At 63.8% G+C, this 20,632-nt stretch carries 22 protein-coding genes and 3 tRNA genes; 12 read left to right on the top strand and 13 right to left on the bottom strand.

Translation table 11 applies throughout. The annotated features are described in order from the left end of the window. Positions 1-164: 164 nt before the first annotated feature. The 6 genes from NKF27_RS03645 to NKF27_RS03620 are packed head-to-tail and all read left to right on the top strand — an operon-like array spanning position 165 to position 6,027. Positions 165-3,017: a monovalent cation/H+ antiporter subunit A gene (locus tag NKF27_RS03645; RefSeq protein WP_045992126.1), complete on the top strand. Its 2,853-nt coding sequence runs from the start codon at positions 165-167 to the stop codon at positions 3,015-3,017. Between the two features lies 1 nt (position 3,018). Beyond that, positions 3,019-3,363, top strand: coding sequence for a Na+/H+ antiporter subunit C (locus tag NKF27_RS03640; RefSeq protein WP_045992127.1), 345 nt, complete (start codon positions 3,019-3,021; stop codon positions 3,361-3,363). Beyond that, positions 3,360-4,868, top strand: coding sequence for a monovalent cation/H+ antiporter subunit D (locus tag NKF27_RS03635; RefSeq protein WP_108448056.1), 1,509 nt, complete (start codon positions 3,360-3,362; stop codon positions 4,866-4,868). Before NKF27_RS03640 ends, NKF27_RS03635 begins: the two co-directional genes overlap by 4 nt. Then, positions 4,865-5,365 carry a Na+/H+ antiporter subunit E gene (locus NKF27_RS03630; protein ID WP_045992129.1) on the top strand — a complete coding sequence of 167 codons (501 nt, stop codon included), beginning with the start codon at positions 4,865-4,867 and terminating at the stop codon, positions 5,363-5,365. The genes NKF27_RS03635 and NKF27_RS03630 overlap by 4 nt, the downstream gene beginning before the upstream one ends. Further along, a complete protein-coding gene (locus NKF27_RS03625) occupies positions 5,359-5,628 on the top strand; it encodes a K+/H+ antiporter subunit F (RefSeq protein ID WP_045992130.1) in 270 nt (89 codons plus the stop codon). Before NKF27_RS03630 ends, NKF27_RS03625 begins: the two co-directional genes overlap by 7 nt. Before the next feature lie 15 nt (positions 5,629-5,643). Beyond that, complete coding sequence (locus NKF27_RS03620; RefSeq protein WP_045992131.1) at positions 5,644-6,027, top strand: Na+/H+ antiporter subunit G; 384 nt, start codon at positions 5,644-5,646, stop codon at positions 6,025-6,027. Between the two features lie 91 nt (positions 6,028-6,118). On the opposite strand, the gene hemH is transcribed toward NKF27_RS03620, so the two are convergent. Further along, a complete protein-coding gene (hemH, locus tag NKF27_RS03615; RefSeq protein WP_253555361.1) occupies positions 6,119-7,189 on the bottom strand; it encodes a ferrochelatase in 1,071 nt (356 codons plus the stop codon). Positions 7,190-7,297: 108 nt separating this feature from the next. Between hemH and NKF27_RS03610 the strand changes: the two genes are divergently transcribed. Together NKF27_RS03610 and NKF27_RS03605 are read left to right on the top strand one after the other, a co-directional pair. Beyond that, complete coding sequence (locus NKF27_RS03610; protein ID WP_253555360.1) at positions 7,298-7,456, top strand: hypothetical protein; 159 nt, start codon at positions 7,298-7,300, stop codon at positions 7,454-7,456. Then, entirely contained in the window at positions 7,453-7,833 is a 381-nt protein-coding gene (locus NKF27_RS03605) for a thiol-disulfide oxidoreductase DCC family protein (protein ID WP_253555359.1), read from the top strand. Before NKF27_RS03610 ends, NKF27_RS03605 begins: the two co-directional genes overlap by 4 nt. A 142-nt stretch (positions 7,834-7,975) precedes the next feature. Here NKF27_RS03605 and NKF27_RS03600 read toward each other — a convergent pair whose 3' ends face one another. The 9 genes from NKF27_RS03600 to rnr form a co-directional block, all read right to left on the bottom strand. Then, complete coding sequence (locus tag NKF27_RS03600) at positions 7,976-8,278, bottom strand: DUF6482 family protein (RefSeq protein ID WP_045992135.1); 303 nt, start codon at positions 8,276-8,278, stop codon at positions 7,976-7,978. 397 nt (positions 8,279-8,675) lie between these two features. After that, the gene (locus tag NKF27_RS03595) at positions 8,676-8,969 is read right to left on the bottom strand and encodes a hypothetical protein (RefSeq protein WP_045992136.1); all 294 of its coding nucleotides are present in this window, start codon (positions 8,967-8,969) and stop codon (positions 8,676-8,678) included. A 78-nt stretch (positions 8,970-9,047) separates the two neighbouring features. Further along, positions 9,048-10,436 carry a replicative DNA helicase gene (dnaB, locus tag NKF27_RS03590; protein ID WP_045992137.1) on the bottom strand — a complete coding sequence of 463 codons (1,389 nt, stop codon included), beginning with the start codon at positions 10,434-10,436 and terminating at the stop codon, positions 9,048-9,050. Between the two features lie 209 nt (positions 10,437-10,645). Further along, on the bottom strand, positions 10,646-11,092 hold the full coding sequence (gene rplI / locus NKF27_RS03585; RefSeq protein WP_045992138.1) for a 50S ribosomal protein L9: 447 nt from the start codon (positions 11,090-11,092) through the stop codon (positions 10,646-10,648). Between the two features lie 16 nt (positions 11,093-11,108). Further along, complete coding sequence (locus NKF27_RS03580) at positions 11,109-11,960, bottom strand: hypothetical protein (RefSeq protein WP_108131326.1); 852 nt, start codon at positions 11,958-11,960, stop codon at positions 11,109-11,111. Positions 11,961-11,970: 10 nt separating this feature from the next. Next, positions 11,971-12,198: a 30S ribosomal protein S18 gene (gene rpsR, locus NKF27_RS03575; protein WP_016853668.1), complete on the bottom strand. Its 228-nt coding sequence runs from the start codon at positions 12,196-12,198 to the stop codon at positions 11,971-11,973. Between the two features lie 45 nt (positions 12,199-12,243). Next, positions 12,244-12,615: a 30S ribosomal protein S6 gene (gene rpsF / locus NKF27_RS03570; protein WP_045992140.1), complete on the bottom strand. Its 372-nt coding sequence runs from the start codon at positions 12,613-12,615 to the stop codon at positions 12,244-12,246. 164 nt (positions 12,616-12,779) lie between these two features. Continuing rightward, positions 12,780-13,520 carry a 23S rRNA (guanosine(2251)-2'-O)-methyltransferase RlmB gene (gene rlmB, locus NKF27_RS03565; protein WP_253556404.1) on the bottom strand — a complete coding sequence of 247 codons (741 nt, stop codon included), beginning with the start codon at positions 13,518-13,520 and terminating at the stop codon, positions 12,780-12,782. Between the two features lie 165 nt (positions 13,521-13,685). Then, on the bottom strand, positions 13,686-16,133 hold the full coding sequence (gene rnr, locus NKF27_RS03560) for a ribonuclease R (RefSeq protein ID WP_253555358.1): 2,448 nt from the start codon (positions 16,131-16,133) through the stop codon (positions 13,686-13,688). Between the two features lie 263 nt (positions 16,134-16,396). On the opposite strand from rnr, the gene NKF27_RS03555 reads away from it, so the two are divergent. The 3 genes from NKF27_RS03555 (at position 16,397) to NKF27_RS03545 (ending at position 16,787) form a co-directional block, all read left to right on the top strand. Further along, positions 16,397-16,483: transfer RNA gene (locus tag NKF27_RS03555), tRNA-Leu, on the top strand. Positions 16,484-16,548: 65 nt separating this feature from the next. Beyond that, positions 16,549-16,635, top strand: a tRNA-Leu gene (locus tag NKF27_RS03550). 65 nt (positions 16,636-16,700) lie between these two features. Continuing rightward, positions 16,701-16,787: transfer RNA gene (locus NKF27_RS03545), tRNA-Leu, on the top strand. A gap of 200 nt (positions 16,788-16,987) precedes the next feature. Here the strand turns inward: NKF27_RS03545 and NKF27_RS03540 are convergent. Both NKF27_RS03540 and NKF27_RS03535 read right to left on the bottom strand, forming a co-directional pair. Then, positions 16,988-17,860 carry a DNA/RNA non-specific endonuclease gene (locus NKF27_RS03540; protein ID WP_253555357.1) on the bottom strand — a complete coding sequence of 291 codons (873 nt, stop codon included), beginning with the start codon at positions 17,858-17,860 and terminating at the stop codon, positions 16,988-16,990. A 115-nt stretch (positions 17,861-17,975) separates the two neighbouring features. Further along, positions 17,976-18,251, bottom strand: coding sequence for an Lrp/AsnC family transcriptional regulator (locus NKF27_RS03535; protein ID WP_045992143.1), 276 nt, complete (start codon positions 18,249-18,251; stop codon positions 17,976-17,978). A 346-nt stretch (positions 18,252-18,597) separates the two neighbouring features. Here NKF27_RS03535 and NKF27_RS03530 point away from each other — a divergent pair, with 346 nt between their 5' ends. After that, positions 18,598-18,912 (top strand): high-potential iron-sulfur protein, encoded by a 315-nt coding sequence (locus NKF27_RS03530; protein WP_045992144.1) that lies wholly within the window; start codon positions 18,598-18,600, stop codon positions 18,910-18,912. Between the two features lie 128 nt (positions 18,913-19,040). On the opposite strand, the gene NKF27_RS03525 is transcribed toward NKF27_RS03530, so the two are convergent. Beyond that, complete coding sequence (locus tag NKF27_RS03525) at positions 19,041-20,606, bottom strand: SpoVR family protein (protein ID WP_253555356.1); 1,566 nt, start codon at positions 20,604-20,606, stop codon at positions 19,041-19,043. Positions 20,607-20,632: the final 26 nt, after the last annotated feature.

Here is a 20,632-nt window from a genome sequence, read left to right as displayed (position 1 = left end):
ATCCGCACGGGGCAGCGATCCGTCCATCTTTCGGGTAAAGTGGGTCGGCGCTTCAGGGTGAGCTGATCAACACCCCTGGCGGTAGGCCAAGGCATTGTGAGGGCACGTGTTTTCAGACCATCGCGGCGCTCACCACGTTCAAGGACAGGCAGGATGACCGACAGATGACTTTGCTATGGATTCCCTTGCTCCCCCTTCTCGGTGTGCTGGTCCCCGCATTGACCGGATCTAGAGGCCGCCCTCTTTGCACCCTCGCCACGGCGGTCCTTCCCGCCATTGCCCTGGCCATGACCCTGGCCCAGCTACCCGCCCTGGGTGCCGGCGATATCCCTCGGGTCTCCCTGAGCTGGGTGCCCCAACTGGGGCTGGACCTGGCCTTTCGCCTCGATGGCCTGTCACTGCTGTTCAATGTGCTGATCCTGGGCATCGGCCTGCTGATCATCCTGTACGCCCACTACTATCTCGACGCCAGCGAGAACTACGCCCGCTTCTACGCCTACCTGATCCTGTTCATGGCTTCCATGGTGGGCATCGCCATGGCCGACAACCTGCTGGTGCTGTGGTTCTTCTGGGAGTTGACCAGCCTGTCATCCTTCCTGCTGATCGGTTTCTGGTCACACCGCTCGGAGGCGCGCAAGGGCGCGCGCATGGCGATGACGGTCACCGGCGCCGGTGGCCTCGCCCTGCTGGCGGGCTTTCTGCTGCTGGGCGATATCGTCGGCAGTCTCGACATGCAGGTGGTGCTGGAAAGCGGCGAGACGATCCTGGCCGACCCGCGCTACCCGCTGATGCTGGTCCTGGTGCTGCTCGGCGCCTTCGCCAAGTCTGCCCAGTTCCCGTTCCACTTCTGGCTTCCCCATGCCATGGCGGCACCGACTCCGGTGTCTGCGTACCTGCACTCCGCCACCATGGTCAAGGCGGGGATCTTCCTGATGGCGCGCCTGCATCCCGCCATCGCCGGCAGCGAGCTGTGGTCGGCCATCGTGACCGTGATCGGTATCGTCACCATGGTGTATGCCGCCTGGTTTGCTCTGATCAAGGCGGATCTCAAGGGTATCCTGGCGTTCTCCACCGTCAGCCATCTGGGCCTGATCACCGTACTGCTGGGCATCGGCAGTCCCATGGCGGTGCTGGCGGCACTGTTTCATATCCTCAACCACGCCACCTTCAAGGCCGCACTGTTCATGTGTTCGGGGATCATCGACCATGAGGCCGGCACCCGCGACCTGGCCCGGCTGGGCAAACTGGCCAAGGCGATGCCGGTCACCTGCGTGGTGATGAGCATCACTGGCGCCGCCATGGCGGGCGTGCCGCTGTTCAATGGCTTCATCTCCAAGGAAATGTTCTTCACCGAGGCCCTCGAGACCCACGCCTTCGGCGGCCTCAGCCTGGTGCTGCCGGTACTGGCCACCATTGGCGGCGTGCTGTCGGTAGCCTATTCCGCGCGGCTGGTCCACGCGGTGTTCTTCTCCCCTCCGCGCCACGCGCCGCCCAAGACGCCGCACGAGCCGCCCCATCTGATGCGGGCTCCGGCGGAGCTGTTGGCGGTGCTGTGTATCCTGGTCGGCCTGTTCCCGGCGCTGATGGCCACCTGGCTGATGGCGCCTGCGGTCGAGGCGGTGCTGCTCGAGCCGCTGGAGTTCCACCTGGCCCTGTGGCACGGCTTCAACCTGCCGCTGGCGATGAGCGCCGTGGCCCTGGTCGCCGGCGTCATCACCTATATCCTGCATCGCAAGATTCGTCAGTTCGTGCGGGACTTCCCGCCGCGTGATGCCAGCCGTATCTTCGAGGGTGTCATCCAGTGCATCGGCGATCGCGCCGAGCGCATCACCGAATGCGTCGACAACGCCTCGCTGCAGCGCTTCATGACCCTGCTGCTGACCGCCTCCCTGGTGGTCGGCGCCATCGGTCTGGCCCAGATGGATACCCTGACCGGGGCCAAGGGCAACCAACCGGTGGACGGCGTGCTGCTGGTCGGCGCCCTGCTGCTGGTGTTCACCGGCATTGGCACCGCCATTACCCATCGCCATCGTCTGATCTCGCTGCTGATGCTGTCGGTGGTGGGCCTGCTGGTATCGCTGACCTTTGCCCGCTTCTCGGCACCGGACCTGGCGTTGACCCAGCTATCGGTCGAGGTGGTCACCATGATCCTGCTGATGCTGGCGCTGTTCTTCCTGCCCCAGAAGACCCCTCGGGAATCCACCCCGGCGCGGGCGCTGCGCGACCTGGTGCTGTGTACCGGTCTGGGCGGAGTGATCGCCGGACTCAACTACACCGTGCTGACCCGCGACACCGAAAGCATCTCGGACTTCTTCCTCGACAACAGCGTGCCCGGCGGCGGCGGCCACAATGTGGTCAATGTCATCCTGGTCGACTTCCGTGGCTTCGACACCCTGGGCGAGATCACGGTGCTGGCGATCGCCGGTCTCGCCATCTTCAAGCTGCTCAACCGTCTGCGCCTGTTCATGCCTCACAGCGACAGCGAGGGACGCATCTGGGCACCGGACCGCTACCCGATGATTCTGACCACCATCTCCCAGACGGTACTGCCGCTGGCACTGCTGGTGTCGGTGTTCATCTTCCTGCGCGGCCACAACCAGCCCGGTGGCGGCTTTATCGCCGGCCTGATCACCGCGGTGGGATTGATCCTGGTGTACATGGCCCGGGGCGTTGCCTGGACCCAGAAGCGTCTCGACTTCCCCTACCAGCCGGTGGCGATCCTCGGCGTCGGTGTCGCCGCCCTGACTGGCTTCGGCAGCTGGCTGTTCGGCGCACCCTTCCTGACCTCGTCCTTCGGCCATTTCCATATCCCGCTGATCGGCGATATCGAACTGGCCACCGCGATGCTGTTCGATCTCGGTGTCTATCTGGCGGTGGTCGGTGCGACCCTGATGATCCTGGCCAACCTGGGCAAGGTGACCACCCCCCACCGTCCGGCCAAGGAAGACCATGACGCGACGGAACGCGGCCTGCACCGCACCGACGACCCCACCCCCGACGGCAAGGAGACCGTGTGACATGGAAATGCTCTATGCCATAACGACCGGCGTGCTCGCCGCCAGTGGCCTGTATCTGATGCTGCGCGGCCGAACCTTCCCAGTGGTGGTCGGTCTGACGCTTCTCTCCTACGCCACCAACCTCTTTCTGTTCTCCATGGGCGGACTGACCACCGGTGGTTCCGCCATCATCGACGGCAAGAGCGACTACAGCGATCCGCTGCCCCAGGCGCTGGTGCTGACGGCCATCGTCATTGGCTTCGCCATGACCGCCTTCGCGGTGATCCTGGCGATGCGTGCACGGGGCGACATGGGCAATGACCACGTGGACGGGCGCAAGGCCGAGGACAAGGAGGAGCGACGCTGATGTCCCACCTGATCGTGATGCCCATCGTGCTGCCGCTGGCAGCAGCGGTGGCGCTGCTGCTGACCCGATTCGGCAATGCCACGCTCAAGCGTGGTCTCGGCCTTGCCACCACCCTGGCGCTGCTGGTGATCAGCGTGATGCTGCTGCGCCAGGCGGCCAGCGGCGAGATCCAGTACTACGCCCTGGGCAACTGGCAGCCGCCCTTCGGCATCATCATGGTGCTGGACCGGCTATCGGCGCTGATGCTGTTCGTGACCTCGATGCTGGCGGTTGGTGCGGTGCTGTTCGCCTGTGGCGGCGACGACGAGAAGGGCAGCAACTTCCACGGCCTGTTCCAGCTGCAGCTGATGGGAATCAACGGCGCCTTCCTGACCGGCGACCTGTTCAACCTGTTCGTGTTCTTCGAGGTGCTGCTGCTGGCCTCCTACGCCCTGCTGGTCCACGGTGGTGGCAAGGCTCGCATCCAGTCGGCGGTCCACTACGCCGTGCTCAACCTGGCCGGATCGGCGCTGTTCCTGTTCGCCGTGGGGCTGCTGTACGGGGCTACCGGCACCCTCAACATGGCGGACATGGCCCAGGCGGTGAGTCAGCTGCCGGGAGAGCGTCAGGGCATGGTCGTCGCCGGCGCCCTGCTGCTGCTGGTGGTATTTGGCCTCAAGGCGGCGGTACTGCCACTGTATTTCTGGCTCCCGCGGGCCTACGCCAGCGCGCCGCCGCCGGTGGCCGCCCTGTTTGCGGTGATGACCAAGATCGGCGTCTACGCCATCCTGCGGGTCTACTGGCTGGTCTTCGGCGACCAGGCAGGTCCCCTGGAGGCGCTTGAGCAGAGCTGGGTGTGGTGGCTTTCGCTCGGCACCCTGGCGATTGCCGGTGTCGGCGTGCTGGCCGCCCGCGACCTGCGTCTGCTGGTGGCCTATCTGGTGCTGGTATCGGTGGGCACCCTGCTCGCCGGCGTCGGCATGCGCTCCCCCGAGGCGGTATCGGGCCTCCTGTTCTATCTGGTGCACACCACCCTGGTCACCGGCGGGCTGTTCCTGCTGGCGGACATGATCGGCGTCCAGCGTGGCAAGGCCGGTACCCGCCTGGTGCGCGGCCGGATACCGCGCAACGCCACGGCGCTGGGCCTGATGTTCCTGATCGGGTCCATGGCGGTGGCGGGCCTGCCTCCGCTGTCCGGGGCGCTGGGCAAGGTCATGCTGATGAACGCCGGCGACAGCGCCCAACGTCTCTGGTTCTGGCCTCTGCTGCTGGCCACCGGCCTGTGCGCCATCGTGGCGCTGTCGCGGGCAGGGTCCACCCTGTTCTGGCGTAGCCAGGCCAGCGATGACGGCGATTCGCTGTCCCCCTGGCAGTGGGCGGGCACCGGCTGGCTGCTGGCATCGTCGCCGTTGCTGGTGATCCTGGCCGGCCCCCTGGCCGGCTACACCGAGGCCACGGCAGAACAGTTGAGCGACCCGCAACCGATGATTCAGGCCGTTCTGATCGATCAGGGAGACGCCCAATGAACCGACGCACTCGCTCACTACTGCCGACACCGCTGCTCAGCCTGCTGCTGCTGGTCGTGTGGCTGTTGCTGGTCAACACGGTCTCGGTCGGTCACCTGCTGCTTGGCGGCTTTCTGGCCGTGCTCATCCCCTGGCTGACCTACCCCTTCTGGGACATGCAGCCCGGTGTAAAGAAGCCCTGGAAACTGCTGCGCTTCTTCTTCCGGGTGATCGGTGACATCGTGGTGGCCAACATGCAGGTGGCCTGGATCATCATCAATCCCTGGCGCCGCACTCGGCCCCACTTCGTCGAGTATCCGCTGATGCTCGAGGAGCGATTCACCATCACCCTGCTGGCCAGCACCATCACCCTGACCCCAGGGACGGTGTCGGCCAACCTGCGCATGGACGGCAAGACGCTGCTGATCCACGCTCTGGACGTGCGTGACGAACAGACCCTGATCCGCACCATCCGCGAACGCTACGAGCAGCCGCTGAAGGAGATCTTCGAATGCTAGACACCGCCTTGACCATCAGTTTGGCGCTGGTCTGCCTGGCGCTGCTGCTGAACCTGTTTCGCCTGACCGTGGGCCCGGACATGCCCGACAGGATACTGGCGCTAGATACCATGTACGTGAACTCCATCGCCCTGATCATCCTGATGGGAGTGTGGCTCAACTCCAAGACCTACTTCGAAGCCGCGCTGCTGATCGCGCTGCTCGGCTTCATCAGCACCATTGCCGTCTGCAAGTATCTGCTGCGCGGCGATATCATCGAGTAACTTCGGGAGAATTCCATGTTCTACGTCATTCTCGAGGGGCTGATCTCGGTGCTGCTGATCGCCGGCGGGCTGTTTGCCTTCATCGGCTCGCTGGGCATGGCCCACCTGCGGGACTTCTACATGCGTCTGCACGGCCCGACCAAGGCCACCACCCTGGGCATGGGCTGCATCCTGTCCGGCTCCATGGTGTACTTCAGCGCCACCCAGGAAGGCACCCACCTGCAGGAGATGCTGATCACCCTGTTCCTGTTCATCACCGCCCCGGTAAGCGCCCACATGCTGGCCAAGACAGGCCTGCACCAGCGCCTCAAGTATCTGGACAAGACCCGCGGCAAGCCGCTCGAATTCCGTGAGGAAGAGGTTGGGGATAAGCCGGTGCCCCACCCCGACCGAGACTAAAAGCCTAGCTTCACGCAAGCCAGACACGAAACGGGCAGCCCATGGGCTGCCCGTTTCGTGTCTGCCTATCGTGGCGCGGAAGGCCGAGCGATCAGATCCAGCCGCCCAGTTCGCGCTTGACGATATTGGCCAGCACCGCGATATGGTCGTCGCGATCGTTGAGACACGGAATGTAGATGAAGTGCTCGCCGCCGGCCTCCATGAAGGCGTCGCGGATCTCTTCCTCGATCTCTTCCAGGGTCTCCACGCAGTCGGCGCTGAAGGCGGGGGACAGTACGGCGATACTCTTGTGACCCTGACGCGCCAGCTCCGCCACCTTGTCGACGGTGGCGGGGCCCACCCATTCTTCAGGCCCGAACTTGGACTGGAAGGCGGTGACCACTTCGTCCTCGGCGTGCCCCAGCCGTTCGCGCAGCAGCCGCGTGGTCTTCCTGCACTGACAGTAGTAGGGGTCGCCTTCCTCCAGAAAGCGCTTGGGTACGCCGTGATAGGACGCCACCACCACCGAAGGCTGGTGCGTCTCGTTCTCCAGGCGTTCGCTGACCGAGGCGGCCAGGGCCTCGATGTAGCCCGGCTCGTCGAAGTAGGCCGGCACCGTTCGCACCGATGGCTGCCACTTGCGCTTCATCAGCTGACGGAAGAACTGATCGCAGGCGGTGGCGGTGGTGGGCGAGCCGTACTGGGGATACAGCGGGAAGAACAGGATACGCCGACATCCCTTCTCCTCCAGCTCCTTGAGCGCCTTGTCGGTGGAAGGATTGCCGTAGCGCATGCCGAAGCTGACCTCGATCGAGTCCCCCAGCTCAGCGCGCAGCCGCGTCGACAGCTTCTCGCTCTGGCTTCTGGTGATGGTCAGCAATGGACTCTCGTCCTTGTCGGTGTTCCAGATGCTGCGATAGGCCGCCCCGGAGGCAAATGGCCGGCGACTCAGGATGATCAACTGCAGCAGCGGCTGCCAGAGCCAGCGCGGATAGTCGACCACCCGCTGGTCCGACAGAAATTCGCTGAGATAGCGGCGCATGGACCAGTAGTCGGTATCGTCCGGCGTACCCAGGTTGGCGACCAGCACACCAATCTTTTCATGTGCGACGGCAGGATGGTCGACCGGCGCCTGCTCCGGGCGATGGGCCTCCACCACTGAGGGGGGAACGGACTGATCCATGAAGGTGACTTCCTCTTGGTAGCGAATGCACAAAGCCTATCACCGGTGGGTATCAGGCTCGAATGAAGTGTTACTATGAAGAAGATTTGTACAATCTTTGGTTAACCCATGTCCAGATCCTTGATCCTGATCACCGGCGACCCGTTGAGCCTGGACCTCGGACTCTTGCAGACCGCTGGCGACAACGACGTCGTCGCGCTGTGCGAACCGAGCTACGGTCTGGGTTCGCACCGCGATGGCTATCGCCCTCAGGGAGCATCTACATGAGCCCATTCGAGTCACTCGCCACACCGCTTGCGCTGTTTCATGACGGCCAGTGCCCGCTATGCCGCAAGGAGATCGCCTGGCTGAGGCGGCATCCACGCAGTCAGCTGATCCGCTTTATCGATATCCGCGAGGACGATTTTTCCGCCGAGGCCTGGGGCCAGCGCTTCGATGACATGCTGGGCAAGCTGCACCTGCGCGACGCCACGGGTCACTGGTTCATCGGCATGGACGCCAGTCGTGCGCTCTATGCAACGCTGGGTCATCGCCGCTGGGTTCGGCTAAGCAGCGTGCCCGGAGTGCGTGGATTGCTGAACATTGGCTATCTAGGCTTCGCCAGACTGCGACCCTGGCTAACAGGGCATCAAAGGAAGCGATAAGGCAGGTCGACACCACCACGGGCCCTGGCAGCTTGCGCCAGGGACTTGTTCGGTGTGCGTGAATACTTCAGCGGTGAGGCAGGGACGGCGAAACTGCCGTCATGAAAGGTTCCAGCACCAGGACGGCGTGGAACGGCATTACTCAAAACACCAGGGGCATACGCGAGGCCAGCGGCTCTGCATAGTGGGCCTCGCGACCGATCACCTCGTCGTGGGCCACGTGCTGGACCAGATAGGCGCGGTGGATACCAGCACGCTTGAGTTCCAGGTAGACGTCATCCAGCGAGCGGAACAGTACCGGCTTGCCGCGGCGGCAGAGCATCTTGCGGGCACCTTCCACGTCTTCCAGTTCGACCTGGTAGAAGCGGCTGCCGGCATGGCCGATCACGCGAATCTCGAAGTTGTCGTGGCGGCCGACGAAGGCCTTGAGATCATTAATTTCCATCGTATCTTTCGCCTCTTTTCATCCTGTCGCGACGGGGTTCCTGTGACCTCCGCCTTCCTTATGTGACGACACAGCAGCGACGAGCGCGCCGACGTTATCTCGGCAGTTCATGTCGCTCGTTCGACCATCCCTGTGCCGCGCATGTGACTCTCTGATCATGGCACAGCCTGGGCCCTGAGGGTGACATTCCCGTGACGGTGTGAAGAATTTCTCGGACCTGGATACATATCGGCCGTTTCGCGCGCGCAACGGGTTAAACGACCGCGGTGCTCGCGGCGCGGGGAAGAGCATCTTCAGGGGCAGACGGCGCCTGCGTAGGGGGGAATAGAGAGCTTGAAGGAGACAAAACGAAGGCCCGCGACACGAATGCTCGCGGGCGACGGATCCGGCGGTGAGACTACTGGTAGTCGGAGGGATCGATGGCCTTGCCCAGGGAGTTGCGGTCGACCCAGTTTCCGGCCTTTGTTTCCTTGTAGCGAAACACCACCTTGTCACCGATCTGCACCGGCAGCTCGGAGTCTTCTGTCTGGTAGCTGTAGTCAACGCCGTCCACTACCAGGTGATAGCGATACAGATCGGGCATGCCGAGCCATTCCTTGAACGGGCCTTCCCGCTCCACCGAGGTCAATTCGCCACGGGCTTCCAGCTTGGGCGCGCGACGGCGATTGCCGCGTCGAAATCCGCCTGCCATGTCAGGTCTCCTTCACTGTGTCTGTCGAAATCGCAAGGGGCGGCATTATACGAGCCCGTCGGTCAGGCTCAAGCACGTTTATTCGCCGAAGGTATCACCGTAGCTGTCCGGCGCCAGATCCTCGAAGCGGGTGTACTTACCGATAAAGGCCATATGCACCGTCCCGATGGGACCATTACGTTGCTTGCCGATGATGAATTCGGCGAGCCCCTTGTTGTCGGGATTATCCGGATTGTAGACCTCATCACGATAGACGAAACCGATCAGGTCGGCGTCCTGCTCGATGGCCCCGGATTCACGCAGGTCCGACATCACCGGACGTTTGTTGGGGCGCTGCTCCAGCGAGCGGTTGAGCTGCGACAGCGCAATCACCGGGCAGCCGAACTCCTTGGCAAGCCCCTTGAGCGAGCGCGAGATCTCCGAAATCTCGCCGGTACGGTTGTCACCGAACCCCGGCACCTGCATCAACTGAAGGTAGTCGATCATGATCATCGCCAGGTTGCCGTGCTCGCGCACCACGCGACGCACCCGTGAGCGCATCTCGTTGGGCGACAGCGCAGCGGTGTCATCGATGAACAGTTGCTTGTCCTTGAGCAGGTTGACCGCCGAGGTCAACCTCGGCCAGTCCTCGTCCTCGAGCTGACCGGAGCGCACTCGGGTCTGGTCGATACGCCCGAGTGACGACAGCATGCGCAGCATGATCGAGTCCGCCGGCATCTCCATGGAGAACACCATCACCGGCTTGTCGCTGGACACCACCGCGTGCTCCACCAGGTTCATGGCGAAGGTGGTCTTGCCCATGGACGGGCGGCCGGCGACGATCACCAGGTCGGAGGGCTGCAGCCCGGAGGTCATGTCATCGAGATCGCGAAAGCCGGTCGACAGGCCGGTCATCTCGCCTTTCATGTTGAACAGCTCGTCGATGCGATCGACGGCCTTGGTCAGCAGCTCGCTCATGCCGATGGGGCCGCCGGCCTTGGGGCGGTCCTCGCTGATCTGGAACACCAGCCGCTCGGCCTCGTTGACCAGCTCATCGGCAGGACGCCCATTGGGGCTGAAGGCGCCGTCGGCGATCTGGTTGGCCGCCTGGATCAGCTTTCTCAGGGTGGCGCGTTCGCGCACGATGTCGCCATAGGCGCGGATATTGCTGGCCGAGGGAGTGTTGCGGGCCAGCTCCGCCAGGTAGGCGAGCCCGCCCACGGTGTCGAGCTGGTCGCGCCCCTCCAGGGCCTCGGACAGGGTCACCACGTCCAGCGGACGGCTCGACTCGGCCAGCGCCACCATGGCGTTGAACACCAGGCGATGCTCGTAGCGATAGAAGTCGTCGGCCACCAGCCGGTCGGCGATATTGTCCCAGGCCTGATTGTCGAGCATCAGGCCACCCAGCACCGACTGCTCGGCCTCCACCGAGTGCGGCGGAACCTTCAGCGCCGCGGCTTCACGATCGATGGTCTGGACGTCACTCATGCGCTTGTCTCTTCGCTGTTGTTCACGGCGCCATGCCACTGGATCCAGGCTGTGTCCGAAAAGTCGACGAGCGCAGCCACTCTCCAGACAAGCCTTAGTCTACCCGAAGCCGGGTCCGTCGCACGATCACCCGTGCGGGCGATCGCGAGCCACAAAAAAGGGCGCGGGATGTGACTCCCGCGCCCTTGCCACTGCCGTGGGAGACGACCTTACTCGGCCACCACCACCACGCGCACGGTGGCGTCGACGTCGGCATGCAGGTGCAGCACGATGTCGTATTCGCCGGTCTGGCGGATCGGGCCTTCCGGCATGCGGACTTCGCTCTTGGCGACGTCGATACCGGCGCTGGAGATCGCCTCGGCCAGGTCACGCGGACCGATGGAACCGAACAGCTTGCCTTCGTCGCCAGACTTGGCGACCAGAGACAGCTCGATGTCGTTGAGCTGCTCGGCGCGAGCTTCGGCTTCGGCCTTGCGCTCGGCGGCCTGAGCTTCGAGCTCGGCACGCTGGGCTTCAAAGGCAGCGATGTTGTCCTTGGTGGCCGGCACGGCGAGACCGTAGGGCACCAGGTAGTTGCGGCCGTAACCAGGCTTGACGGTGACCTTGTCACCGAGACCGCCCAGCTTGCCAATGTTGTCGAGCAGAATGACTTCCATCTCGTAAACCTCTATGTCAGTTGCTGTGACCCAGACGCCCGCGGAAGTCCGCGAAGGTATCGATCAGGGCCACAACCAGCACGATGAGAATCATGGGCCAGGTGGTGATCAGCAGCAGATAGAACGCGACCAGCCACAACCCGTTCATTCCCTTACGTCCAACTACACCATGTGTCAGGCCGATGCCTGCCATCAGCAGCGGAATCCAGGCCAGCATGCCGATCCCGGGGAGCCCCAGCAGGGTGCCGGCGATCACCAGCACCACCAACAGGATCAGCTCCCTCGGGGTGAGCCGCAGGGCGTGGAACTCTTCCCGGAAACCTCCCGGGTTGTAGAGCCCCGCCTGCCAGCTGCGTGCCAGGGCCAGACAGGCCACCGCAGCGAGCATCACCACCAGACCGGTGACACCGCTGATGACCAGTTCGGCCAGCCGACTGGCGTCGAGTCCCTGGGCAGCCAGCTCGTCGAGCATGGCGGCCACCTCGGAGGAACTCTGGCGCAGCTGCTCCAGCATCAGGGCGGTGTCCGCCTTGGGCAGGAACACCCCCAGCTGGATCATCGCGGCGCCGGCCAGCGACCCCAGGATCAGTGCCTCGCCCCAGCGCATGCGGGAGCGCAGCACGATGGCCATCAACAACGCCAGCAGGGTGGTCGCCAGAGGGATCGGATCCCCCTGCGTCCACCACCAGCCAGCCGGCACTGCTGCTGCTGCGATCACCGGCATCGCCGGTGCCATGCCCTTGCGCAAGGTCACCAGAGCGGCAATCGCCGCCCCGAACCAGAACAGCCAGGGCACCGCAGATGCCACCAGAGCGACCAGCGCCGCCTGGGGCATGCCTTTCATCGACCATCGGGCGACAGGCAGCATCGGCGACGACTTACTGGTGGCTGTCGGTGTAAGGCAGCAGGGCCAGGTAGCGTGCGCGCTTGATCGCGGTGGACAGCTGGCGCTGGTAACGGGCCTTGGTACCGGTGATGCGGCTGGGAACGATCTTGCCGGTCTCGGTGATGTAGGCCTTGAGCGTGTCCAGATCCTTGTAGTCGATCTGCTTCACGCCTTCAGCGGTGAAACGGCAAAACTTGCGGCGACGGAAAAAGCGTGCCATGGAAAGACTCCTTATACGTGCGTTGCAGAGCTAGTGATGCGCGGCTCAGGCGGATTCAGCGGTGCGCGGCTTTTCTTCGCGACGGGCACGCTTCTCTTCCACCGGCTTCATCATCGGAGACGCTTCGGTGATGGCTTCCTTGCAGCGCACCACCAGGCTGCGAATGATGGCGTCGTTGAAACGGAAGATGTTCTCGATTTCCTCGAGGGTCTCGCCGCTGCACTCGACGTTCATCAGCACGTAGTGAGCCTTGTGGATCTTGTTGATCGGGTAGGCCAGGTGACGGCGGCCCCAATCCTCGAGACGGTGAACAGTACCGGCGTTCTCGGTGACGATGCTGGTGTAGCGCTCGACCATGGCCGGAACCTGCTCACTCTGGTCCGGGTGGACCATGAAGACGATCTCGTAGTGACGCATGGATTCTCCTTTCGGTTTGGCAGCTTCCGCAGGGGCCTGAGTAGTCTCGGCGCCGGGGGAAGCAAGGAGTGAATAACAATTAGCCTGTCCCGCGCAGAACGCACGGGCGCCCAGATTCTACGGAGTTGTGATCAGGGTTGCAAGCCGATGCTGGGGCGACACCGTCATGCGCGGGCCTTGAGTTCGCGCTGACGCACCACCTCGAACAGACAGACACCGGTGGCCACCGACACATTGAGACTCGAGACGGTGCCCGCCATGGGCAACTTGACCAGGGTGTCGCAGGCCTCCCGGGTCAACCGACGCATGCCCTTGCCCTCGGCCCCCATCACCAGCGCCATGGGCCCGGTGAAATCGGCAGCGAAGACGCTGGCATCGGCCTCGCCGGCGGTACCGGTGATCCACACCCCTTCTTCCTTCAGTCGCGCCATGGCGCGGGCCAGGTTGGTCACCTGATAGACCGGCACGCTCTCGGCGGCACCGCAGGCCACCTTGCGCACGGTGGCGTTGAGCGGTGCCGACTTGTCCTTGGGCACGATCACGCCATGCACCCCGGCGGCGTCGGCACTGCGTAGACAGGCGCCGAAGTTGTGAACGTCGGTGACACCATCGAGGATCAGCAACAGCGGCGGCGTCTCCAGTGGCCAGGCCTTGAGCTTGTGCCACAGGGACTCCTCGCCCTCCGGCGCCAGTGGCGGACAGAACGCCACGATACCCTGATGGGAGGCACCCTGGGAAAGGCCGTCGAGTTCTTCACGGGGCACGCTCCTGAGCCTGGCGCCGCGACTGCGCGCGGTATCGACCAGCTCACTCAGACGACGCCCGGCGTCGCCCTCCTGCACCCACAGTTCCTTGGGTGATTCGCCACGCTCCAGCAGCGCCCGGACGGCGTGAACGCCGAACACACTGTCGAGGCCGTTCGGCACTGCCGGACCATGCTGACCACGCCCCTTGCCACGCGACTGAGTACGCGCCTGGTCATGCGTCTGGGACTGGCTCTGGCCGTGGCGACGGCGTCTGGAATCATGCTTGGCCACGGGCGGCCTCCTGGTCAATCATCACGCGGGTGTTCATCCCTTGTTGCTACGCCGCGGACCGCGGCGCCGACGTCCGCCCTTCTTCTTCGGGGCATCCTGTTCGCCGACCCCGGAAGGGCCGTCGGCACGGCGCTTGGTGTCGCCCTGGGCCGACCTGCCGCCACGCCCCTTGCCCTGGCCTTTGCCCTGACTCTGCGCGCCTGCGTCGCGACGCTTGCGCGGTGCCCGACGAGGGCGCGGCTTGTCGTCGGCCATCTCGAAGTCGATCTTGCGCTCGTCGAGGTCGACCCGAGCCACCTGAACGGTGACCCCATCGCCCAGGCGATAGCTGGTGCCGGTACGCTCGCCCTTGAGACGATGCTTCTCGGGCTCGTAGTGGTAGTAGTCCGACGGCAAGGAGGTGACGTGGACCAGCCCCTCGACATAGAACGCGTCGAGGCGCACGAAGATACCAAACTGGGTGACCGAGGCGATGGTACCGTCGTAGACCTCGCCGAGCTTGTCGGACATGAACTCGCACTTGAGCCAGCCCTCGACGTCACGGGTAGCGTCGTCGGCACGACGCTCGGTCATCGAGCAGTGCTCGCCAAGTTCGAGCATCTGCTCGAAGGTATAGGGACACCACTTGGTCGGCGGCTCCACCGGCGCGCCCTCGGCGCGCAGCACGGTGTTGGTCTGGCGCGGTCCGCGGATCACCGAACGAATGGCGCGGTGCACCAGCAGATCGGGATAGCGACGAATCGGCGAGGTAAAGTGGGCGTAGGCCGGGTAGGCCAGACCAAAGTGGCCCTCGTTGTGGGGCGAATACACCGCCTGACTCATCGAGCGCAGCATCACCGTCTGGATGATGTCGGCATCGTCGCGACCCTTGATCGCCTCGGCCAGGTCACGGTAGTCCTGGGGCGTCGGTTCATCACCACCGCCGAGTGACATGCCGATCTCGTTGAGGAACAGCCGCAGCTTGTCCAGGCGCTCCGGCGACGGACGCTCGTGGATACGGTACAGCGCCGGCAGGTCGTGCTTGTCGAGGAAGCGCGCGGTGGCAACGTTGGCCGCCAGCATGCACTCCTCGATGATCTTGTGGGCGTCGTTGCGTGAGCGCGGCACGATCTTCTCGATCTTGCGCTCGTCATTGAAGACGATGGCGGTCTCGGTGGTCTCGAAGTCGATGGCGCCCCGCTCGGTGCGCGCCTCTCGCAGCAGCTGATACAGGCTGTGCAGGTTCTTCAGCGACGGCACCAGCGACTTGTACTCCTGGCGCAGGGCCTCGCCTTCCTCCCCCTCGTCCTGAAGGATCGCCGCCACCTTGTTGTAGGTCAGCCGGGCATGGGAACGGAACACCGCCTCGTAGAAGCGATAACGGCTGATGGCTCCGGTCTTGGAGATGTTGAGCTCGCACACCAGCGCCAGACGATCGACGTCCGGGTTCAGCGAGCACAGCCCATTGGACAGCAGCTCCGGCAGCATCGGTACCACCTGCCCCGGGAAGTACACCGAGTTGCCGCGGGCGATGGCCTCCTGATCGAGCGGGCTGCCGGGACGCACGTAGTGCGACACGTCGGCGATGGCGACAAGGAGCTTCCAGCTGCCCGAACGCGTCTTGTAGGCGCACACCGCGTCGTCGAAGTCCTTGGCGGTCTCGTCATCGATGGTGACCAGCGGCTTGTCCCGCAGGTCGATGCGGTGGAGCTTGTCCTCCTCGGCGACCTCGGCGGACATGCTGGCGATCTGGTCGGTGACATCCGGCGGAAACTCGGACGGGATCTCGTAGCTTCTCAGCGCGATGTCGATCTCCATACCGGGATCCATACGCTCTCCCAGCACCTCGATGACCTCACCCACCGGCTGCACCCTGGTCTCGGGCTGCTTGACGATGCGTGCCGAGATGACCTGGCCGTCCTGGGCGCCACCACAGGCGCTGTGCGGGATGATCACCTCTTGGGTGATCCGATTGTTCTCGGGGATCAGTACCCCGAACTCGGGAGTATTCTCGCGATACACACCGACGATGGTCTGGGTGTTGCGCGCGATGACGTCCACCACCGTGGCCTCGTCACGGCCCCTGCGATCGCGTCCGCTGATGCGCACCAGCACGTGGTCACCGTGAAACACCCGGCGCATCTGTCGCGGGGGGATCACCAGATCAGGCTTCTTGCCGTCGTCGCGCAATAGAAAGCCGAAACCGTCCCGATGCCCCAGCACCTTGCCCTTGATCAGATCGAGCTTGTCGATCAGCGCATAGGCGTTGCGACGGTTGCGCAGCACCTGGCCGTCCCGCTCCATGGCGGACAGGCGGCGACGCACCGCCTCGCGCAGATCCTCATCATCGAGACCCAGCTGATCACTCATGGCCTCATGGGTCACCGGCGCCCCGATTTCCTCGAGCCGCTTGAGCAGGTATTCGCGGGACGGGGCGGGGTTGTCGTACTTGTGGGCTTCGCGGAGAGCGTGTTCGTCGGCGTCGAGCGTCCAATGGGTCATGCGAAAGGCATCCTTGGCAGGGTCGAGGACGGCAGGTGAGCGCCGACTCCCGGGCGCGAGCGTGCGGTCTTGTCGAAAATTTGTCGTAACATGCGCGCAGTATAGCGCTGGCGCGGCCTTGACCCAACCATAAGCGCCCGTGGATAGACCCGCCGCCCGCCGAGGGCCCATTCAGGCGATGGTCACAACGGCAAAAAAAATCGCGCGAATCCCTATCGAGACACTTGCATTCTTCAGATGATTCGGTAACATACGCGCCACTTGCCCAGATGGCGGAATTGGTAGACGCGCTAGCTTCAGGTGCTAGTGTCCTTATGGACGTGGAGGTTCAAGTCCTCTTCTGGGCACCAACGATCCTTCGGGATCACGACGATGCAAGTCGTCACGCTCTTTGTCAGTCAAGCAGCACGTGTTCGCCCAGGTGGCGGAATTGGTAGACGCGCTAGCTTCAGGTGCTAGTGTCCTTATGGACGTGGAGGTTCAAGTCCTCTCCTGGGCACCATCGACTCGTCAGGGTCGACGAACACGACAGACTGATGCAAGATTGACAAGAGAATCGCATGACATGCCCAGGTGGCGGAATTGGTAGACGCGCTAGCTTCAGGTGCTAGTGTCCTTATGGACGTGGAGGTTCAAGTCCTCTCCTGGGCACCATCGTCATGCAGACAACGGATCCACATCGGATCGACAAGAACCCGCGCCTCGTCGCGGTTTTTTTGTGCCTGAAATCTGCACCGCTCCCGGATTTCCCTCTACCTCACCTTCCTCTTGCACTATCCCTCTGCGCCCCTCCTGACGCCGCAGAACAGCAACAGCCAGCTCCGCCGTCTTTCCGGCACCCGCGAACTCTCTACCTAGTCGAATCGAGAGGGCAACTCAGCCACCTGGGACAACGCCCAGTCGCCGACCCCCGCGACCGACTCCCAGTCGGCTTCCTGGCTCGCCGCCAGCCTCGGCAGGAAATTCAGCCCGGTGCTTGCTTCTACCTCATCGATGCTGACCAGAAACTGCTTGAGCGACTCGTCGCCACGCACGTCCTGGGGCATGATAAACGCCACTGCCAGCGGCGTATCGCCCGGCACCACCACGACCTTGTAGAACGCCACCGGCACCTCGACGAAGCCGACCCGATCGAGTAGACGATCGATCTCGAGATCGGTGATTCGTGTCTCGGCGTAGATCGGGCCGGTGATCACCTGCAGCCGGCCGAAACGCGGCAGGAAGTGGTCCATCACCACCTCCTCCAGGCGCTGCCACAGCTGCCGATTGAGCGAGGGCTTCTGCGGCAGCATGTTGCTCATCAGGAAGCTGTCGTCCTGGGCGTCTTCTCCCCACACCTTGGCCATGGCGTAGTTCGGGGCCAGGTGGCCGCGGTCGTAACCACTGCCCGAGTAGCTTGAGGTGCTGACAGGCCACAGCGTGCGCCAGTCCTGGCGAAAACCGGGGCGCGGCCCGATCTGGCGATCCCCGCTCTGGCGCAGCTCATAGCTGACCCACAACGCACCGACGCGGACATCCGACCATCCGAGCAGATACCCATCGTTGCGCATGACGCGGGTGAAGGACAAGACGCCGGGCTCGGCCCACTCGGTAACCCCCATCCAGCTCATGCGATCACGGTAGCCCTGCTCTGTGCTGTGCCACAGAAAGGCACCCGCGGCGACCAGCACCAGCGAGACCAGGATATTTCGAGGACGAGGTATCAGGCGATCGAGTGAAAGGTCCACACGCTTCCTTGATGCAAAGAGTCACGAGATGGCGAAGAGGTGCTGGTCGCCGGCGCGTCGAACGAGCGGCGTTGCGCCGGCCCGGCGCAGTCACCGGGCCGCCGACGCGATCTTGCTACCACCCCAGCGAGAACATGGTCTCCAGGTCGTGACGGGAGTGCACCTGCATGGCGTTGAGGGTCTCGGTGTCGGCGATCCCTTCCACCGCGTTCAGGCGACCGGTGACGAGTTCGGCCAGGCTCTCGAAATCACGGGTGCGCGCGATCGCCACCAGGTCGTAGCGACCGCAGGTGGAGTACACCTCGCTGATGCCGTCGACCTCGGCGAGGCGCTCCGCCACCGCCTTGACCTGGCCCTTTTCGGCATTGATCAGGATCACTGCATTCTGCATGGTCGCCCTCCTTCGATGTCCGTCTTCGCCAGGCCAACCAAGCCCACGGCACAGACGGCAAGATGTGGTGTGCTCGCGGCGCAGTATATCAGCGCCGGCGCGGCACGGGCAGCACCACCCGACAGGCACCACCTGCGTGGCGGATTGCCGCAGCGGAGTAGCGAGGATTCGCCAAGACTCAAAGGCTTAGCTAATCTGAATGTTCAGCGCCGCCTAGAGCGCACGAGGTCGCCCAGGCTCACCGGGCACACTCGATAACATCGGTCCAGCAGAAACGGACCCAACCAAGACCGTTCGACTATCGACTTCGATCACCATCGATCGAGCCACAACGAGGAGCCCCACCATGGCCAAGCACAGCCGCCGTGACTTCCTGCGCCACAGTCTGCTGGGCATCGCCGCCCTGCCTCTGGGCGCTGGCGTACTGTCCCGCACCGCCCTGGCCCAGAGCCTGCCGCGCCTGGATACCGACAACGCCCAGGCCAAGGCGCTCGGCTACGTCGAGAACGCCAGCGACGCCAGTGGCAACGCCGCCTACGAAGAGGGAGAGACCTGCGCCAACTGCATGTTCTTCAACGCCGAGACCGAAGGCTGCCAGCTGTTCCCGCAGAACAGCGTGGAGCCGGGCGGGTGGTGCCAGTCCTGGACCGCCAAGCCTTGACGTCTGGCTGACCCAGCGTCGGATCTACCAGGGGTAGGCTGAAAAGAGCTCACCCCTGAGCCACACCAGAACGACAACACCCCGGGCCGATGGCCCGGGGTGTTGTCGTTTGCCGCTCTTGCCGAGTCTCAAGCGCCTTCTTCGCTGTCAGGCAGCGGCCACTGATAGCGACGCACCACCTCGTCGCCGTCCCAGGACTCCAGCTTGACCGGAAAGCCCCACAGTTGATGCAGATGACGGATCACCGGATAGACACTGCGTGCCAGCGGTCGCCGCTGATCCTGCACGTGGCGCAGCGTCAGCGAACGATCACCACGGATATCCGCCTCGTAGACCTGAATATTGGGCTCACGCAGCGACAGCGCATACTGCGTGGACAGCGCCTCGCGCACCCGCCGGTAGCCGCGCTCATCATGGATGGCGCCGACTTCCAGGGTCTCCTCCTGGTCATCGTCGACGATCTGGAACAGCTTCAGATCACGAATCACCTTGGGCGAGAGAAACTGCTGAATGAAGGACTCGTCCTTGAAGTTGCGCATGGCAAAGTTCAACGTCTCGCGCCAGTCACTGCCGGCGATGTCAGGGAACCACTCGCGGTCCTCGTCATTGGGCGCCTCGCAGATACGCTTCAGGTCGGTGAAGATGGCGAACCCCAGGGCGTAGGGGTTGATGCCGTTGTAGTAGGGGCTATCGAAGGCCGGCTGACTGACCACGGCGGTATGCGACTGCAGGAACTCGAGGATCAGCCCTTCGTCCACCGCGCCCTCGTCGAACAAACGATTCATCAGGGTGTAGTGCCAGAAGGTCGCCCAGCCCTCGTTCATCACCTGGGTCTGGCGCTGGGGGTAGAAGTACTGGGCCAGCTTGCGCACGATACGCACCACCTCGCGTTGCCAGGGCGCCAGCAGCGGAGCGTTCTTCTCGATGAAGTACAGCAGGTTTTCCTGGGGCTCCGGCGGATAACGCCCGCCACCTCGCAGCCCCAGCGGATCGTCCTCGGACGCCATGGGCTCGGCGATGCTGCCCACATCACCGGTCGGAATGGTACGCCACAGGGTGTTGACCTGGGTCTGCAGGTAGTCTTCGCGTTCCTGCTGACGGCGAGCCTCCTCTTCGGGAGAGACCGGGGACGGACGCTTGTAGCGGTCGACGCCATAATTCTGCAGGGCGTGACAGGCGTCGAGCAGCTGCTCCACCGCCTGAACACCGTGGCGCTCTTCGCACTGGCTGATGTACTTGCGGGCGAACACCAGGTAGTCGACGATCGAGGAGGCGTCGGTCCAGGTCCGAAACAGATAGTTGCCCTTGAAGAAGGAGTTGTGGCCATAGCAGGCGTGCGCCATGACCAGCACCTGCATCATCAGGGTGTTCTCTTCCATCAGGTAGGCGATGCAGGGATCTGAATTGATCACCAGTTCGTAGGCCAGCCCCATCTGACCACGCCGATAGGCCTGCTCCACCGCCAGAAACTGCTTGCCGAAGGACCAGTGGTGATAGCCCACCGGCATGCCGACGCTGGCGTAGGCGTCCATCATCTGCTCGGTGGTGATGATCTCGATCTGGCTGGGGTAGGTATCGAGCCGGTACTCGTCTGCCAGTCGCGCGATCTCGGCCTCGAACTCGGTGAGATCGTCAAAGCTCCAGTCGGAGCCGGTGGCGATGGGCTTGGCGTGGCGCTTGGTCAAGGTGGTCATGGAGCTCCCCTCCTCTCCGGGGCTCT

It is taken from the genome of Halomonas sp. DN3 (genome assembly GCF_024137905.1).
GTDB lineage: Bacteria > Pseudomonadota > Gammaproteobacteria > Pseudomonadales > Halomonadaceae > Halomonas > Halomonas litopenaei.
The sequence above is the reverse complement of the archived record's forward strand: the minus strand, read 5'-3'. Positions and strand labels throughout refer to the sequence as shown.